The 15628-nt window shown below is 56.6% G+C and carries 15 protein-coding genes; 11 read left to right on the top strand and 4 right to left on the bottom strand.

The genetic code is table 11. The annotated features are described in order from the left end of the window. Positions 1 to 74: 74 nt before the first annotated feature. The gene (locus tag ACZ439_RS08095) at positions 75 to 1436 is read left to right on the top strand and encodes an aldehyde dehydrogenase family protein (RefSeq protein WP_127609998.1); all 1362 of its coding nucleotides are present in this window, start codon (positions 75 to 77) and stop codon (positions 1434 to 1436) included. A 70-nt stretch (positions 1437 to 1506) separates the two neighbouring features. Next, positions 1507 to 2481 carry a bile acid:sodium symporter family protein gene (locus tag ACZ439_RS08090; RefSeq protein ID WP_127609976.1) on the top strand — a complete coding sequence of 325 codons (975 nt, stop codon included), beginning with the start codon at positions 1507 to 1509 and terminating at the stop codon, positions 2479 to 2481. Between the two features lie 71 nt (positions 2482 to 2552). Here ACZ439_RS08090 and ACZ439_RS08085 read toward each other — a convergent pair whose 3' ends face one another. Beyond that, the gene (locus ACZ439_RS08085) at positions 2553 to 3527 is read right to left on the bottom strand and encodes a phosphate/phosphite/phosphonate ABC transporter substrate-binding protein (RefSeq protein ID WP_127609974.1); all 975 of its coding nucleotides are present in this window, start codon (positions 3525 to 3527) and stop codon (positions 2553 to 2555) included. Positions 3528 to 3776: 249 nt separating this feature from the next. On the opposite strand from ACZ439_RS08085, the gene ACZ439_RS08080 reads away from it, so the two are divergent. The 5 genes from ACZ439_RS08080 to ACZ439_RS08060 all read left to right on the top strand — a co-directional run bounded on the left by ACZ439_RS08080 (position 3777) and on the right by ACZ439_RS08060 (position 9218). After that, entirely contained in the window at positions 3777 to 5330 is a 1554-nt protein-coding gene (locus ACZ439_RS08080; protein WP_464621120.1) for a bifunctional metallophosphatase/5'-nucleotidase, read from the top strand. 135 nt (positions 5331 to 5465) lie between these two features. Then, entirely contained in the window at positions 5466 to 6413 is a 948-nt protein-coding gene (gene pxpB, locus ACZ439_RS08075; protein WP_464620857.1) for a 5-oxoprolinase subunit PxpB, read from the top strand. Next, a complete protein-coding gene (locus tag ACZ439_RS08070; RefSeq protein WP_464620856.1) occupies positions 6410 to 7423 on the top strand; it encodes a 5-oxoprolinase subunit C family protein in 1014 nt (337 codons plus the stop codon). Before pxpB ends, ACZ439_RS08070 begins: the two co-directional genes overlap by 4 nt. A gap of 476 nt (positions 7424 to 7899) precedes the next feature. Beyond that, positions 7900 to 8184, top strand: a complete 285-nt coding sequence (locus tag ACZ439_RS08065; RefSeq protein ID WP_054798707.1) for a CD3324 family protein — start codon at positions 7900 to 7902, stop codon at positions 8182 to 8184. Between the two features lie 305 nt (positions 8185 to 8489). After that, positions 8490 to 9218 (top strand): 5-oxoprolinase subunit PxpA, encoded by a 729-nt coding sequence (locus tag ACZ439_RS08060; protein ID WP_054797601.1) that lies wholly within the window; start codon positions 8490 to 8492, stop codon positions 9216 to 9218. A gap of 36 nt (positions 9219 to 9254) precedes the next feature. Here the strand turns inward: ACZ439_RS08060 and ACZ439_RS08055 are convergent, their stop codons facing one another. Then, a complete protein-coding gene (locus tag ACZ439_RS08055) occupies positions 9255 to 10016 on the bottom strand; it encodes a sulfite exporter TauE/SafE family protein (RefSeq protein WP_127608392.1) in 762 nt (253 codons plus the stop codon). A 225-nt stretch (positions 10017 to 10241) separates the two neighbouring features. Next, entirely contained in the window at positions 10242 to 10382 is a 141-nt protein-coding gene (locus ACZ439_RS08050) for a hypothetical protein (RefSeq protein WP_054797599.1), read from the bottom strand. 164 nt (positions 10383 to 10546) lie between these two features. On the opposite strand from ACZ439_RS08050, the gene ACZ439_RS08045 reads away from it, so the two are divergent. Beyond that, complete coding sequence (locus ACZ439_RS08045) at positions 10547 to 10954, top strand: gamma-glutamylcyclotransferase family protein (RefSeq protein ID WP_054797598.1); 408 nt, start codon at positions 10547 to 10549, stop codon at positions 10952 to 10954. Between the two features lie 20 nt (positions 10955 to 10974). Here ACZ439_RS08045 and ACZ439_RS08040 read toward each other — a convergent pair whose 3' ends face one another. Further along, entirely contained in the window at positions 10975 to 11358 is a 384-nt protein-coding gene (locus ACZ439_RS08040; protein WP_127608394.1) for a hypothetical protein, read from the bottom strand. 218 nt (positions 11359 to 11576) lie between these two features. Between ACZ439_RS08040 and ACZ439_RS08035 the strand changes: the two genes are divergently transcribed. From ACZ439_RS08035 to ACZ439_RS08025, 3 genes are all read left to right on the top strand, one after another. Further along, positions 11577 to 11963 carry a response regulator gene (locus ACZ439_RS08035; RefSeq protein WP_054797597.1) on the top strand — a complete coding sequence of 129 codons (387 nt, stop codon included), beginning with the start codon at positions 11577 to 11579 and terminating at the stop codon, positions 11961 to 11963. Positions 11964 to 12014: 51 nt separating this feature from the next. Continuing rightward, positions 12015 to 13739, top strand: coding sequence for a diguanylate cyclase (locus tag ACZ439_RS08030; protein ID WP_464620855.1), 1725 nt, complete (start codon positions 12015 to 12017; stop codon positions 13737 to 13739). A gap of 145 nt (positions 13740 to 13884) precedes the next feature. Then, positions 13885 to 15432, top strand: a complete 1548-nt coding sequence (locus tag ACZ439_RS08025; protein WP_054797596.1) for a methyl-accepting chemotaxis protein — start codon at positions 13885 to 13887, stop codon at positions 15430 to 15432. Positions 15433 to 15628: the final 196 nt, after the last annotated feature.

Genomic DNA, 15628 nt, shown 5'->3' with positions numbered 1-15628 from the left:
GTGATGTATTCGTGGATTCCAATCGAGCATTCGGTTTATATGTCAACGGACAATGGGAACAAACGGAAAGAATCATGCAGGTGACCGACAAATATACGTTACAGCCGTTTGCCGAAATTGCACGGGCCGAGAAGAGCCATGTCTCGAGGGCCGTAGAAGGTGCAAGCGCGGCTTGCCGACAGCCGTTCGCGCCATTCGAGCGTTATCGGGTTCTCATGAAAGTGGCGGAGCTGCTTCAAGCAAAGAAAGAGCTGTTTGCAACAACATTGGCCGCAGAGGTAGGCAAGCCGATCCGCGAATCGCGGGGCGAAGTGGATCGGGCCATTCAGACGATCATTATATCGGCGGAAGAAGCGAAGCGCATTCACGGGGAGGGCATTCCGGTGGAGTCGGCGGCCGGCTCGGAGAACCGGATGGCGTTCACGATCCGCGTCCCGGTTGGGGTCATCGCTGCCATTACTCCGTTCAACGTTCCTCTCAATCTGGTATGCCATAAAATTGGTCCGGCTATTGCGGCCGGCAACAGCGTCGTATTGAAGCCGTCGGAGGTTACTCCCGTTGTTTCGCTGTTGTTGGCCGAGCTGTTCGGCGAGGCCGGGCTGCCCAAGGGGCGATTGCAGGTCGTGACCGGCGACGGCGCAGAGATCGGCTCTTGGCTGCTTGAGGATCAGAGGGTGAGCATGTTTTCCTTTACGGGCAGCGTACGCGTCGGGGAAATCATCCGTCAACAAGCGGGCTTGCGCAAAGTCGCGCTGGAGCTCGGAAATAACTCGGCGACGATCGTGCATAAAGACTGCGATTTGGACCAGGCGGCCGAGTTGGTGGCGCTCAAAAGCTTTAATAACTCCGGTCAAGTATGTATTTCCGTCCAGCGCGTTTATGTCCATGAAGAAGTCAAGGAGGCGTTCATCGAGCGGGTGAAGGCGAGAACGAGCAAGCTCATCGTGGGCAATCCGCTGGAGGAAACGACGGACATCGGGCCGATGATCAGTGTAAGGGAAGCGGAAAGAGTGGAAAGCTGGGTACGGGAAGCGGTGGAGCAAGGAGCGGTTCCGGTGCTTGGAGCCAAGCGGGAAGGGGCGTTCTACTATCCGACGATCTTGACTCATGTTCAGCCGGGCATGAAGGTTTGCTCCCAGGAAGTTTTCGGTCCGGTCGTCTCTATCGATACGTACCGGGAGGAGGAGGAAGTCATTGCCAAAGTGAATGACTCGGACTACGGTCTTCAAGCCGGGCTGTTCACCAATGACCTGCGCTTTGCCATGAAGGCGGCCAGAGAAATTGAAGTGGGCGGACTCATCGTTAACGACGCTTCCGCTTACCGTGTAGACCACATGCCTTATGGCGGAGTGAAACGCAGCGGAACCGGCAAAGAAGGGCCGGCCTATGCGATAGAAGAAATGACGGAAGAGCGGCTCATTGTGCTGAATTTATAAAAGAGGAGAGCAGGAAACAAGCTTTCTGCTCAAGATGCGCTTAGAGCGGTTTGGCAAGGAGGCCTAGCACATGGAACAGCTGCGGAAGACGAATGCATTCATGGAGAAGTGGATTTATGTGATCATGCCTCTGATCATGCTGCTCGGCTTGACATCCGGTCAAGGGCTTTCGGCCTGGACGGGATGGACGTCGTTTCTTTTTATGATCCTGACCTTTATTTCATCGATGCAAGCCGATTATCGCAAATTTGTTCTTTTATTCAAAAAACCGGGTTTCCTCGTTTTGTTCATGGCAGGCGTGCATCTGGTTATCCCATGGACCGTTTTTCAGATCAGCGGCCTAGTCTTCCCTTTCCATCCGGATTTGGTTACCGGCGTTACGTTGTCAACGCTGCTTCCCCTTGGCGTGACCTCCATATTTTGGGTCGCCTATAATAAAGCAAGCGTAGAAACCACTTTATCGTTAGTATCGCTGGATACCCTGCTCAGTCCTTTTATCGTTCCTTTGACTTTGTCCGTCGTGCTGGGGTCTCATGTCAGCCTGAATGTGGAAAGCCTTACGATGAATCTGCTGAAGCTCGTGCTCATTCCTACTGTCCTTGGTATGCTTTTTGGCGAATATGTGATGAAAAAAGCGGAGAAGCCGTGGCTCAAGCCCGCTTCTTCGCTCGTTGGCAAAGCCTGTCTTTATATCATCGTCTTGTTGAATGCCGCTTCGATCTCGGAACAGATTGACGCCATCGGTTCTAACGCGGTTCTTTTGGTCGTGACCCTGTTTGTCACCCTGATATTCGGATATCTGGCGAACTTTCTCATCGCCTCTGTGTTTACAGATGACCGAAGCGAAAGGGTGGCGATATCATATTCCGGCGGCGTGCGGAATTATACCGTCGGCGTCGTGCTGGCCGCCGCTTTCTTCAAGCCTATCGTTGCTCTGCCGGTGTTGATTGCTATGCTGCTTCAGCATCCGATGGCGCTGCTGTTTTATTATGTATTTCGTTGGACCAGGCATGAGGCCAAGCTCAAGGAGAGCTCCGGCATGTAAACAGATAAAACACCTTCGGCTTCGCTGCAATAAGCGAAAGCCGAAGGTGTTTCTGTTAGGAACGTGTCCGATTACTTCTGACCGATGCTCTTGGAATATTCGCGTACGACATCGAATTTCTTGTCGTCGGATTTGACATAGCCGCGGTGCGAGTATACATCGAAAATGATTTTGGCGCCTTCCGGATCTTTGCCGATATCGATGAACGCTTGGGCAATCTTGTCTCTCCAAGCTTGATCCATGTCGTTGCGCACGGTGATCGTATCGTTCGGAATCGGAGCGGTGAAAGCGACGACGCGGGTTTTTTCGAAGACGTCCGGTATATCTTTCTTCACGGTGTTCCGTGCGTCTTGGAAAATTGCGGCAGCGTCGGTTTGACCGTTCAATACGGCTAGTACGCCTTTGTCATGGCCTTTGACTTCAATGCCTTTGACGTCTTTCTCCGGATCCACGCCCGCTTTTTTCATTTCGTTAGCTGGCCATACGAAGCCGGCGGAGGATGTTACGCCCTGCCATGCGATCGATTTGCCTTTCAAGTCTTTCAACTCTTTAATCGGGGAGTCCGCTTTGACGATGATCATCGCTTTGTAGAAGTCTACGAGATCTTTCGTTTCGGCGCCGGTATTATCGTCGATGCCGAAACGCTGCGCTTGCAGCAGCAGGTCGGCCGCTTTCTTCTCGTCATGCGCAAGCACGTAGGCGTTCGGAGGAAGGAAGCCGATATCGACTTGCTTGGACGCCATCGCTTCGATAACCGTGTTGTAGTTCGTCGAAACGGAAACCTTGACCGGAATGCCGAGCTTGTCGCCGAGCAGCTTTTCCAGCGGTTTCGCTTTCGCTTCTAGCGTTTCGGCGCTTTGGGAAGGCACGAATTGAACGCGGAGCTCTTTCGGTTCGAAGCCTTTAGCCGCAGGGGCTTCTTGTTTTTTGTCCGCAGGCGCCGGGGCCTGACCGCCTTGGTTGTTGTCCGTTTTCGTAGCGCAACCGACGGCAAGTCCGGCTGTCAGAATGAGGGACAAGCTAAGGGCAGACATTTTTTTTAGCATAGCAAATTGACCTCCTGTTAATTGTCTTTTAACAAATACACTATACCACAATTTGGGGAGATGGACAGTTAAAAATTTGTTAATATGTCGCATTTGTGTTAATTTTCCTCACATGAAGCTGCATATGGCTCTTTATCCCTGAATTTGTTATAGTGAATTCAAATTCATGACAAATGGAGTTGAACCCCCGCTGTGACTCAGAAGCTGACGATCACCGTGCTGGAAACGAGCGACATTCACGGAAACATTATGCCCATCCAATATGCCAATCATAAGCCCATTGAAACGGGGCTTGCCAAAATCGCAACGTTGATTCGGCAAGAACGCGAGTGCGGCCGCCCGCTGCTGCTCGTGGATAACGGCGATCTGATTCAAGGTACGCCGCTGGCGTATCATCATGCCAAATTGAACGCGAACGAACCGAATCCGATGATTCAATGCCTGAATGAACTCGGGTATGACGCGGCAGTCGTGGGCAATCACGAGTTCAATTACGGCATGGGGCTGCTTCGCAAAGCCGTCGGCGAGTCTTCGTTCCCTTGGTTAAGCGCCAATATTGTGAATGCTTCGGACGAGCAGCCTTTTTTGGGGAAGCCCTACATCATTCGTTCGTTCGAGCATGAGCTGAAGGTCGCCGTACTTGGATTGACCACGCCTTACATCCCGAATTGGGAAAAAGCGGAGCATATCGCCGGCTTGCGATTCCATAAAGCGGTGGAGTCGGCACAGCGCTGGGTGCGGTATTTGCGCGAGGAGGAAGGGGCCGATGTGGTGATCGTGTCGTACCACGGCGGGTTCGAGCGTCATCTGGAATCAGGCGAACCGAGCGAACCGCAAACGGGTGAAAATGAAGGCTACGCGCTGTGCCGCGATGTCGAAGGCATCGATGTGCTGCTGACCGGTCATCAGCACCGGTCCATCTCGCGGACGCGCGTATGCGGCGTGCCGGTCGTACAGCCGGGCAGCGCCGGCGCCTGGCTCGGCAAGGTGACGCTGACGGTAACCCGGCAGCCGGACGGAAGCTGGCGCGTGACGGACGCCTTGTCCGAGCTGCTGTCGCCCGAAGGCGTAGAACCGGATGCGGCGGTGCTGGCGATTACGGAGCCGCACGAGCGTAAGGCGCAAACATGGCTCGATCAACCGATCGGGCGGCTGATCGGGGATATGCGGGTGCACGATCCGATGCGGGTGCGGCTGGAGGAGCATCCGTTGATCGAGTTCATCAACAAGGTGCAGATGGAGCTGTCCGGCGCGAAAATTTCCAATACGGCGCTGTTCGATAACATTTCGCCGGGATTCCCGGAGCATATCACGATGCGCGATATCGTCTCCAACTATATCTATCCGAACACGCTGCAGGTTATCCGCGTGAAGGGACGAGACATTAAGGCTGCGTTGGAGCAATCGGCCGGTTATTTTGCCACTTACAACGGGGAAGGCGACATTCGTGTCAGCCCTGCGTTCAGCGATCCGAAGCCGCAGCACTACAACTACGACATGTGGGAAGGCATCGAGTATAAGCTCAATATTTCGCGTCCCGTCGGCTCGCGGGTGGAGGAGCTTCGCTTTGAAGGCCGGCCGCTTGATCCGGAGGCCGACTACGACGTTGTGATGAACAATTACCGTGCGGCGGGCGGCGGCAATTATATGATGTTTCAAGGCAAGCCCGTCGTGAAGGACATCCCGACGGACATGGCTGAACTGCTCGCCGGTTATATTATGGAACGCGGCACGATCGAAGCGACGCTGAATCACAACTGGGAGATCGTATGGGACGGCAAGCCGAAGCGGGATAAGGCCTAAGCGGTATTTCAAACGGTTGGATCAAGCTGTAGCGCTGTCATGGGGTATCGAAGGAATATGAACGAATACGTATCGCGGCCCGCTGTTTGCGGCGTGCGCGTGTGGCGTATCCGGGACAGGGGAGCGGATTAAGCGATGAGGGCAGTCGGGCAGGAAGAGCATGCGGCGGAATTCGAGTTATATCCACTGGGCGAAGCAGCAGTCGTCATCCGGGTAAATCCCGGCCCCTCCCCGACATCGACCGGGTTCGATGCTTCGCGGGCACGGCTGGCGGCATTCGTCCGCCTGCTGGAGAAGGAGCGCCCGCCCGCTATTACGGAATGGGTACAAACGTATGCGACGGTTACTTTGTTCTATGATGTGTGGTCGGTGTACCGGGACGGCTTCCCCCCTGGAACGGCGGAGCCAGTCTACGACACGAGCGAACGGCGGGAGCGTACGCCTTATGAGCAAGTGTGCGCGTGGATTGAGAGGCTGCTTGGCTCCCGGGAGCATCCGGCAGGGGCCGGGGCGGATGCGGAAGGGTGCGGTGCGCGGCAAGCCGGACTCGCGGCGGCGGGTGGGGCAACGGCGGAAGCGGTGGCGCCCGAGGAAGAGGCGATTCCGGCGACGCACGTCGCCCCTGCCGCGGTGGAGATTCCGGTCTGTTTCGCAGACGATCTGGGAGCCGATCTGCGGGAGGTGGCGGATCGGGCCGGTATGTCTCCCGGCGAGGTCATCCGGCTGTTCTGTTCCGCGGATTACGAGGTGCAGTTGATCGGCTTCTTGCCCGGCTTTCCTTATCTCGGGGGGCTGCCCGCGAAGCTGGCGCATCCGCGTAAAGCCGTGCCGCGCCAGAAGGTGCCGGCCGGCTCCGTCGCGATCGGCGGTGTTCAAGCGGGCATCTACCCGATGGAGGCGCCGGGCGGCTGGCAGCTGATCGGCCGGACGCCGTATGCGTTGTTCGACGCGGAGCGGGAGCGGCCGAGCTTGCTGCAAGCGGGGGACCGCGTGCGTTTCGTTCCGGTCGATCGCGCGCAGTACGACGAGCTTGCGCGCGATCCGGCCGCAGGCTGGTTAACGCGGGAGGAGGGACGATCATGAGCGTTGTCGTGTTGGAGCCGGGGCTGCAGACGACCGTACAGGACGCCGGCCGCTTCGGCCTGCGCGGCGTCGGCGTCGTGCCCGGCGGGGCCGCCGATGCGTTCGCGCTGCGTGCCGCGAACGCGCTGGTCGGCAACGCGCCGGGCGAAGCGGCGCTGGAGATGACCTTGACGGGCGCGTCCCTGCGCTTCGAGCAGGATGTGCTCGTCGCTCTGTGCGGCGCGGACATGGACGCGCGCGCAGGCAGTGGGCCGCCGCTCCCGCGGTGGCGGCCCGTGCTTCTGCGCAGCGGCACTGCGCTGCGCATCCGCGCGGCGCGCACCGGCGTGCGCGCCTACCTCGCCGTGGCGGGCGGCTTCGCCGTGCCCGCCGTGCTCGGCAGCCGCAGCGCCCACGTGCGCGCGCAGCTGCCCGGCTTCGCCGGCCGCGCGCTTCGCGCCGGCGACCGGCTGCCGCTAGGCGCGCCTTCGGCGGCCGCCGCGGCGCTGCACGCGCGGCTTGCGGCCGTGGCGGCGCGCGAAGCGCCGTTCGCCGCTGCGCCGTGGGCGCTTGCGCCGGGCGCAAGGCCGCGCTACGCCGAGCATCCGGCGGTCCGCGCGGTGCGCGGTCGCGAGGCCGAACGCTTCGAGGCTGTCAGCCTCGAAGCGTTCTTCGCCGCGCCGTACAAGCTGACCCCGCAGTCGGACCGCATGGGCTGCCGACTGGAAGGTCCGCGGCTCGCGCTGCGCGAGTCGCTGGAGATGCGCTCGGAAGCCGCGGTGCCCGGCACCGTCCAAGTGCCGCCGCACGGCCAGCCGATCGCGCTGCTGGCCGATGCGCAGACGACCGGCGGCTATCCGCGGATTGCGCATATCGCCGCCGTGGACTTGCCGCTGCTGGCGCAGACGCGGCCCGGCGCTACGGTGCGCTTCGTCGAGATCACGCATGCCGAGGCGCAGGCCCTCTATATCCGGCAGGAGCTGGAACTTCGCCGGATCGCCGCCGCCGTAAGGATGCGGGCGAACGGATAAAATCGTTATAACAATTTTATCACCTTGTCGGCGGCAGGACGTTTGTGAGTTAATAAAACTTGTAGCCGACCGGGGACCTTCGGGTCCCTCGAATAGAAGCGGCTCATGCGAATAAGACATGGACATGATGGGAAACAATGGGTATAATAGTCCGTGAGCTTGAAACCATATTTGACTTTGAAGAAGGGAGTGACGTGTGATGTGGGTAATGAACACGTGGACCATGATGGCAAGAGGATTTGTAACAAGTGAATAAGCATTTTCTCCATCACCGTCACCTGAACCCCGTCTTTTACAGGAACTGAACATAAGAGGCATTCGGGCACGCATCGGCAGATCGTGTTTTTTTTATTTTTAATGCCCCTCAGGCCTACGTATCCGGTGTTCCCAAGGCACATTCCTAGGAGGTGTGAAGATGAAAATGCTTATAACTTTCGGTAAGTCAGCCATAACGGCGCGAAAGGAGGCATTCATCGGTGGGGTACAAGAACGGAAAGGACATTTTACCGCCTAACTTGCTGAAGCAGCTGCAGGATTACATCCAGGGCGAGATCATCTACGTTCCGAAGAAGGAGCAAACCCGCGCAGGCTGGGGCGAGAACAACGGCACGCGGCAGACGATCCAGCGCCGGAACCACGAAATATACCGGCTGTATCAGAACGGTTATTCCGTGTCGGAGCTGATCGGCAAATTTCATTTAAGCGAAGACAGCATTCGCAAAATCATCGTCAAAACGCGCGGACTTGCAGCAAGACAATAGCCGGGGGCGCGGGGATCGGGGATCGGGGTCGGCAGGAACCGGGCTGCGCAGCAGGAAGCAGACACGCCGCATAACCGGCCCGGCGCGCCAGGCCGCATGGGAAGGCCGCTGCATAGACGAATAGACGTATAGACGCAGAGGACAGACGAATACGCGAACGAAGCCGGAAGTGGATGCTTTTGGCTTTTTTCTTTCCACACTCGCCGGCATACGGGGGTGCATACAAAAGGACCATCCGATCGGATGGTTGCAAAGGAGGGCTTCACTTGGAACAGTTACCTATCCGGATCGACCTTAACGGGGATATGGGCGAGAGCTTCGGTATGTATCGGCTCGGACAGGACGACGAGCTCGTCCGGTATGTCACTTCGGCTAATATCGCTTGCGGCTTCCACGCCGGCGACCCCGGCCACATGGTTCGAACGGTCCGGTTGTGCCTGCAAGCGGGCGTATCGATCGGGGCGCATCCGGGCCTGCCGGATTTGCAAGGCTTCGGGCGCCGCAATATGGCGGTCACCCCGCAGGAGGCGTATGAGCTAATCTTGTACCAGGGCGGTGCCCTGCAAGCGATCGCGCGCGCCGAAGGCGGCCGGATGCGGCATGTCAAGCCTCATGGCGCTTTATATAATATGGCGGCGGTGCAGAGGCCGTTAGCGGATGCGATAGCGGAGGCCGTCCTCCGCCTGGATCCGGAGCTGACGCTATTCGGTCTCGCCGGCAGCGAACTGATTCGGGCCGCCGAGTCCAAAGGCCTGCGGACCGCAGCGGAAGCGTTCGCCGATCGCACCTATCGCGCCGACGGGACCCTTACCCCGCGGAGCGAGCCGGATGCGGTCATTCACGATCTCCGTCAGGCGGTGCGGCAGGTGCTCGATATTCTCAAGCGGGGAGAGGTGCTGACGCCCTTGGGCGAAGCGGTCGCCCTGCGCGCAGACACATTCTGCATACATGGCGACGGGCCGGATGCTTTGGAACTGGCACGTACGCTTCGTCAGCAATTGCTGGAGGAAGGCGTATCGGTACAGGCTCCCTAGAAGCTCCGGCCCGGTAGGCAATTTATGAATTACGCATTAGATCAATTTAATTCCGCTGATCAGGATGATGGTGGCCATGACAGTCCGCAGCGGTTTGGCCGGCACCTTCGCCGACAAGCTGCTGCCAAGCAGTACGCCGGGGACGGAGCCGATGAGCAGGTTGAACGCAAGCATATAATCGATGTTCCCGAAGCCCGCATGCATGATGCCGGCTGCCGAAACGAGCAGGAACGCGTGTACGATATCGGTGCCGACGAGCTCCGCCGCCTTCAAGCGGTAGAAGAACATCATCGCAAGGGCGAACAGCGAGCCCGAGCCGATGGAAGTCAAGCCGACGATAAAGCCTAACAGTATGCCAATCAGGATGGTCACCGCTTTTTTCTCCTGCAGCGACTTCTCCTGAAGCTTGTTTGATTGGTTTGGTGTGAACCAGACCTTCACGATGCTGAGAATAGCGACGATAATCAGTACGATACCTAATGCATGCTTGATGATCGCGTCCTGATAGCCTTGCAGCGGCGGGAAATATTTCAGCAGCAGCACGGCCACTATGGCGCTGGGGACACTGCCCATGGCCAGATGTTTGACCAGCGTCATGTTCACTGTCTTTTGCCGGACGTGTTGAATGCTGCCGAACAGCTTCGTGATCGAGTTGTAGAACAAATCCGTAGCCACCGCAACGGTCGGTTGAATACCCAAAAATACGAGCAAAGGAGTCAGCAAAGCGGCTCCGCCCACGCCGGTCAAGCCGACGAGAAGGCCAACAAGCGCTCCCATCAAAACAATATTAAGTTCCATGATTATCTCCACCTCAAGCGATCTTGTCGGTCACTCACATTATAATTCCTAGTTAACCTATATGCAATTGTTTTTTTCTCAGGATTGATGCGTCAATTGTAAGAGATGAACGTTTACCGGTTCCGCTGCGCGTATCGCGTATTGATGAATGAAAAAAACGCCGCTTCGCGTCGAAGGGCGTTTTCGTACCAATCGGGACGCGCTGTCGGATACCAGTTCCATCCGTTATTGTATTGGCTGTCCGGACGCTTTGCGAAGCTCGTTGGCCAGACGGTTAAATTCGCGGCGCGCTTCCTCCGACTCGGTACAGTAGTAGGCGGCGGACAAAAATCGGATGATTTTGTTCGCGTCCTCAGGACTGAGCATGAGATTCCCTCCCTTCCCGGCGGGTGCCGAGTTTATGCTCAATATATTCGGCAGCCCTTCGGCAGGTTCCCTGCCCAGGATCGTCCCCTTCTCATGGGAAATCGGTTGAATGAATATGATATAGTAAAGAAGCGATGGCGCAAGGTCTGAAAGGAGTGGGCGTCTTGATCCCGGTGTTTGTCTATGGAACGTTGTTGGTCGGGGAAGCGAACCATCATGTCGTTGCACCTTATGTAGAGTCCGTACGGCCGGGGGTCGTGCGGGGCAAGCTGTACGATGCCGGCGCTTATCCGGCCATGGTGCTTTCCGGGTCGGACGGCTCCCGCATGGTGGAAGGCGAGTGGCTCGTCGTGATGCCGGAAGGACTCCGTCATATGGATGCATTGGAGGAATATGAGGGTCCTGGCGGGACCAATGATTACGAGCGGATCTGGATTCGTGACGGCAATTGCGAAGAACGTGAAGGCTGGGTGTATGTATGGACGCATTCACGGGGGTGTCCGCTTATTGAAAGCGGCTCATGGCGGCGTCATCTCGGCCACAGCCGGCACTTAGCGACCCATAACCCATGATTCCAACGTTCTTGCGGTATTTAAACCCGTAAGGAATAGGGTCTCCAATCGTCTTTTTCCGATTTCTTCATGATTTCGTTGAAACGCATGATGATGGCATTGGCGTCTTCCTCGCCGATTATGCCGGTCAACTGTTCGAAAGACAGGTTGTCCTTGTAGAGCTTGCGGGTGACCATGCTGCCCTTGTACCACGCTTCGGTTAAGGCGAACGTGCCTTCCTTCTTCAACCAAACCTCATGGTAATACTGGTTCTCCTTGTTTTGCTCTTGAAGGCCCAAGTAATAAGCCAACATCGGGATACGCGGATCCGACAGTCGCTGGCTGATTACGGAACCCGAAGAAACAGGCTGCCCGAAGGTTACATATCGGGATACTTTCCGAATTAAATACTCGATGGAACTCATTATACTCATCCCCTCAAATAGGATGTACTTCCTATTTCGTCCAAAATTTTTATTAAATTTTCTTTATAAACATAATATCATAGTCCTTCGGGCATATGAATCATACTTTTGGCATATATGTGACGGCTATTTCTTTCGTTTTCCCTCCAATAAAAATCCGGTTCATGTTATAATGAACGCAATCGAGATGGACGATTTTTGGGAGCGGATGAGTTGCTATGGCCAACTATAAAATTTTACTCGCGGACGACGAAGCGGCGCTGCGCTTTTTGTTAACGGAAACGTTGGCCGACGAAGGGTACGTCATTACGGAAACGGCCGACGGTAAGGAAGCGGCCGAACGGCTGCAGGAAGCCGTATTCGATTTGGTCATTTTGGACTATATGATGCCAGAGCGAACCGGAGTCGAAGTTTGCGAATGGCTGCGAAGCCATGACAATCCGAACCGTCACGCGCCCGTTATTTTACTGACCGCCAAAGCTTTGGAGAAAGACCGGGAGCGGGCCAAGGCGGCCGGCGCGACCCGATATATCGTAAAGCCGTTCAGTCCGCTGCAGCTGCTGGATACCGTGGAAGAACTGATTCGGGCGGGGGCGAACGAATAAATCCTTTCCTTGCATACATACCTCGTTAAAGAACGGAAGTGAATTCGTGCGGTGGCATCGGGTAATGACAGAATCGGCAGAGAACAACGACTTTTAAAAGAAGGAAAGAAAAAATATATTGCCGAGCTGGGCAAGCAATTGATTCAGCTGCGAGAAGGCTGCGGCTTGACCGAGCCGGAATCGCCGCTTGAGACGGCAAAGCACATTTACCGCATTGTCCATACGCTTAAAGGAAGCGCGCCGATGTTCGAATTTGTCCGCATCGGCAGCGTTGCGCAGCGTCTGGTCGAGCTGTGGGAGTGGACGCAGCGCGAGAAGGCGGAGGCTTCCGGCCCGATGACAGCTCTGCCGTTCGGTCGCTGCGCGGAGCAGTCGCAACCGCTTCTTCGCGAGCTGGAACTCGAGCTCGAAGTTTATAAGCGGGAACTGGAGCTGGACGAGCAGCAGGAGCAGGTGAACAGTTCCTTTCTGCAGCCGAACGGAGAACGTCTTCTGGTCCTTGACGACGACGAGGTGCTCCGTTCGTACTTGGTTCGCCGCTTGCGGATGGACGGTTACGAGGTGGATGAAGCGGCGGACGTTGCTACTGCGATGAAGCTGCTTCGGGAGAATCCGTACCATTTGATTACGCTCGATCTGATGATGCATCCGGACAGCGGGTATGAGCTGTTCGAATTTCTGAAGAACGACCCGACATTGAAGTGGCTGCCGCTTATCGTCTTATCCGGCCGGAACGATGTCAACGACAAGGTGCGCTGCTTTTATCTGGGTGCCGACGATTATGTCACGAAGCCTTTTCAATACGAAGAGCTGGGTGCCCGGATCTACAGCCTGCTGAGCCGGACCAAGACGTTCGAGCAGATGGCTTTTCGCGATCCGCTGACAGGCGTGTATAACCGGCGGTTTTTCGATCATCAAATTCAAGTCGAGCTGGAGCGCATTGCCCGTTATCCGGCCCCGATCTCGCTCGTGTTTATCGATATCGACGGGTTCAAATCGATTAACGATACGTACGGTCATCGTGTCGGCGACCAGGTGCTGCAAGGATTGGCGCATCTGCTGCAAAATAACTTGCGGGCTACGGATATGCTGGCTCGTTTCGGAGGCGAGGAGTTCATCCTTGTGCTGCCGAATACGACCGGACCGGATGCGAAGAAAGCGATTGACGACATTCTCCGGCAGGCGCACCACGGACCGGTTGCCCAGAACGAAGGACAAGCGTTCCACATCACATTCTCGGCCGGTATTGCCGAATGGAGCGCCGGTATGTCCGTCAAGGATTGGATCGGGCTTGCAGACGGGGCGATGTATGAAGCCAAGCAAGGAGGCCGTAACCGTACCATCCTGTACGCGGGTACTCCGCCGGGCGAAGCGGCAGGCGCGCAAGTCGCGAGCCCCGGTTCCCGTAAGACGGTGATGATCGCCGACGACGATAACATCCTGCGTTCGATCCTGATCGCGAAGCTCAAACATTTACCCGTCGATTTTTGCGAAGCGGCGAACGGGGAGGAAGCGTATCAATCGCTGCTGCGAAGGCCGGTGGATCTGTGTATTTTGGACGGCGTCATGCCGCAATTGAACGGTTTCGAAATGCTTGCCCGGATGAAAGAGCAGGGGAACCGTCCTGAAGAGATGAAGGTGCTCGTGCTGTCGGGAAGGAGCCGGGAAGAAGATATTAGCCTGGGGCTGAAGCTGGGTGCCGACGCCTACATGCACAAGCCGTTCTCGATGGTGGAGCTGGAGCTGCGGGTTAAAGAAATGCTGAACTTATCCTAAATGATCGAAAGACCGTGTGCGTTTGTTCTCAAAACGTTCACGGTCTTTGCATTTTCTTCACTTATGCCGCATGATAAAATGCCGATATATAGGATAAAGGGCTTAGTTTCATAGGACCGAAAGAACGAAAAAGGATGTGTCGAATATGTCCAAACCGCTCGATATGCTCACGATTAAAAATCGAATGACTTTGCCAGTTACCTTGGGCACGTATTTGTTAGCGCTGCTTACCCATGTTTTATTCCGTTGGGTAGAGGTGCTTCACACGCACCACGGCGTCGATCTCGCCCATTATGCGCTCGTCCTGAACGGATTGCTGGTCGCCCCCGTTCTGTTCCTGGCGGCCGGCGCGGTTTTATTTGCGATGGGACGTCAGCGCTACGTGCCAGTAGCCAACGCACTCGCGATGACGTTCTCGAGCGTGTCGATGATTTTCGTAGCCGGAGGCATGGTGGAGTTTTTCTTCTCGGTCTTTATGGTCATCGCTTTGATGGCTTTCTATGAAAGCACCGCGCTCATCTGGATGATGACGGCGGTATTCGCCCTTCAGTATGTATCGGCTTACGTATTTTATCCGGCGCTCGTCTTCGGCTCGGAAGGGTATGGGTGGATCCTGCTGGCCGTCGACCTGGTCTTCCTGCTGCTGACGGCGGGCACGACCATCTGGCAAATTTCCAAGAAGAAAGTGACTGTTGACCTGCTGGAGGCCGACAAGGCACAGAAGCTTCAGCTGCTGCTTCGGACGCTTGAGCGGCTGAACGCCAGCTCGGGTCAGCTGGTTCAATATGTGGAGCATTTGAACGGCAACGCGGACCGTACATTGGCGGAAAACCGCAGCATCACAGACGCGATGGAGCGGATGGCAGCGGCCACCGAAGAGCAGGCGCACAACAGTAAGGACAGCGCGCGCGCGATGGAGGAAATGGCGATTGGCGTGCAGCGGGTGGCGGAATCGTCCGGTACGGTGACCGAAGCGTCGCTCGGCATGGTGCGCGAGGCGGAGAAGGGAAGCAGCACGATCGAGCATGCGGTGCGGCAGTTAGATTCGCTGAGGCACACTTCGCAGGAGGTGTCCGCCGAACTGGAGCGATTGGAGCGGCAATCGATGCAAATCGGCGAAATTGCGACGCTCATTTCGGGGATCGCGTCGCAGACGAATTTGCTGGCGTTGAACGCGGCTATTGAAGCGGCGCGCGCCGGTGAGCACGGCAGCGGCTTTGCCGTCGTCGCACACGAGGTTCGCAAGCTGGCCGAACAATCCGAATTGTCGGCCGGGCAGATCAAGACGTTGATCGAGGAGATTCAAGAAGCGACGACTTCAGCCGTGCGCGTGATGAGCTTGGGTTCGGTGGAGGTGGAGACGAGCCATAGCGCTGTGAACGAGGCCGGGGAAGTCTTTAAGCTGATCGTCGAAGAATCGCGCAAAGTATGCGATCAAATTCAAGAAATCTCTGCAACGGCTGAGCAAATGTCGGCGGGAACGGAGGAAGTGTCGGCCTCGCTGAACGAAGTGGCGCGGCTTTCCGAAGATCATGCTTCGGGCGTCCAGAAGGTGCTCCTCTCGTCGCAGCATCAGTTGAAAGCAATGGAGTCCATCACGACCGCGACGGAGGGATTGAACCGGCTGGCGCATGAATTGGAGGCCGTCTGCAGCGGATTGAAGGATGAGGCGTTCCGAAACGAAAAGCGGTAGTCGTCGCTGACGCAAGCAGGGCACTGCGTCAAGGCCGTCTGGATCAAGCGTCCGCTCGAATCGGGGAATCGAGGTACAGTGGCGCTTGATTTGGCCGATTGGGGTAGAAGTAAGGTTCGTTAACAAAATAAGAAGCCTTCCATGTTCGACAAGGAAGGCTTCTTATTTTTGACATTAGAACGGCCCAGAACACGGC

Source organism: Paenibacillus sp. JCM 9796 (assembly GCF_055379675.1).
Note: the sequence above shows the minus strand (reverse complement) of the source record. Positions and strands in the feature narration are given on the sequence as shown.